This is a genomic window from Halalkalibacter hemicellulosilyticusJCM 9152, assembly GCF_000513115.1.
Lineage (GTDB): Bacteria > Bacillota > Bacilli > Bacillales > Bacillaceae_D > Halalkalibacter > Halalkalibacter hemicellulosilyticus.
This window is the reverse complement of the sequence record NZ_BAUU01000084.1, coordinates 1-1,851: the sequence shown is the minus strand read 5'-3', so window position 1 is coordinate 1,851 and position 1,851 is coordinate 1. Positions and strand designations below refer to the sequence as shown.

The window sequence follows — 1,851 nt, the reverse complement described above, 5'->3', positions numbered from 1 at the left end:
AGGGCCTAATAATACGAGGTTATATAACTGATCAACCCATGTAAGGTCACCCAGCTGATGAAGTTGTTTCTTACTTAATGATTGTTGCTCTTTAAGATCAAACTCCTCTAATGTTTTATAATCTGGGAACGTAGCCCACTTTAAGCGTTTTTCCACTTGCTTTTCCTCTCGACGCTTTTGTTCATAGTGCATAATATCGAGTAAAAACATCGTGTAAGAAGCGTCATTTTGTTCAGCTTTTTTTATCAATTCGGTTACGTGATTAGATGCCTCAACGAACCTTAAGGTTCTCATTAGTTTTTGTAATTGATTCATTTGTGTCATTGAGAATCACCTTCTAATATTGAGTAATACTCGTCCATCTCTCTTTTTGATGCATTTGTATCCATGACCCAACTGGAAGTAATCGTTGTGGGCTGATTCATTTGTTCAGCGTTATCGGTGTGTGTAGCGTGTAACGGTCGTTGGCGTTTTATATACCTAATGATATCGCTGAAATCTGTACCACTGTATAGATTGCGTTTAAAACATTCTTCAAGTGCTTTATTAATCGTCATAGAATGATTGGTTTTAATCGCATTTACTATCAGTTGTAATTGGTCACGAATGTAACGGGGATTCTTTTCTCTCACTTTTGATATAAACTCATAAGCTAGTTCTTTATGATCAAAATAGGCTACCACTGTCTCAATAAATGCATCAATCCCTTTTGTGCGATCACGCCGGTGTTTGGGGTTCTGAATTAACTTGCCTTTTTCTACTGATAGTTGATGTTTATCCAAGATCTCTCCATCTGGACTACAAATCATAAGTTCTTCATTATCGATGACTCTAAGGTAAACCTCTTGGTATTTATGAAAACTTCCTAATGGAAGGGAGTAACGATTAGATAAATACCGTATGGTATTGTCCTTACGAATAGACCTTGCTATACTAGGAATGGTGTTATTTTGAACATCCATGATGTTCGTGACTGGTTGTAAGTGTTGTTTTTCAAGGGCAAACACTTCAATCGGTCTTTTTTTTGTAGTGTTATGAACTTTTGCGTTACCTGTTCGGTTGAGCCATTCTATCGCTTGTTCATTCCACGACTCTAAATTGTGAAATATTCGATGTTTCGCAAAATTATATTTGATAAAACCTACGACATTTTCTATTTTTCCTTTACTTTCAGGGTCCGCTTTTCTACATACAAATAAGTTGAACTTTTTCGCTTCTTTGTATGTTTGGAACTCCTCAGTCAAAATTAAATCCCCACTATTTTCACTAACAACGATTAAGTTATCTTGGTCATACACTAACTCATTTGGGATTCCATGAAACCACTGAAATGCTCGTTCATGTGCTTCAATCACGTCTCTGGTTGTAAAGGGACGATCTAACCAGTACTTGTATTTATAACGTGAATGAGATAATACAAATGCGATGAAATAAAGTTTAACGGTTCCCCCACTAGCTTTTTTGTTTTTCGTTTGCCCAAAGTCCACTTGAATTTGTTGTCCTAAAGGAGGATCAGGTAAAGCCTCATATGACCTTTGGGATGTCTCTTTAGGTATGTTATATTCTTTTCTTAGTTCACTCACATAAGATCGAACCGTACTTTCACCGACTTCAAAAGATGGATATTTTTCAAGCAACCAATCTTGCACTTGGGCTGCCGTCATATCTGGATACTTCCTCAACCAAGAAAGAATGACTTCCTTATACTTATCAAGCTTCTTCTCTCTAGACTGAGTTGTAACCATCCATTCTGCCATCTCTTGTGGATTTCTATTTAAATAACGATATAATGTAGGCCTTGAAATCCTCAGTTTTGCAGCAACCTTACTTTTACTAAAACCTTGTTTTAAT

General features: G+C 36.5%; 2 protein-coding genes. Both read right to left on the bottom strand.

The genetic code is table 11. From position 1 onward, the window contains the following. Window positions 1-324 (bottom strand): ATP-binding protein (locus JCM9152_RS20930; RefSeq protein ID WP_035347753.1); only part of this gene is annotated, 324 nt, incomplete at its 3' end. Continuing rightward, window positions 321-1,851, bottom strand: a 1,531-nt coding sequence (gene istA, locus JCM9152_RS20925) for an IS21 family transposase (RefSeq protein ID WP_035347751.1), incomplete at its 5' end; no start/stop codon positions are given. The genes JCM9152_RS20930 and istA, both read right to left, overlap by 4 nt.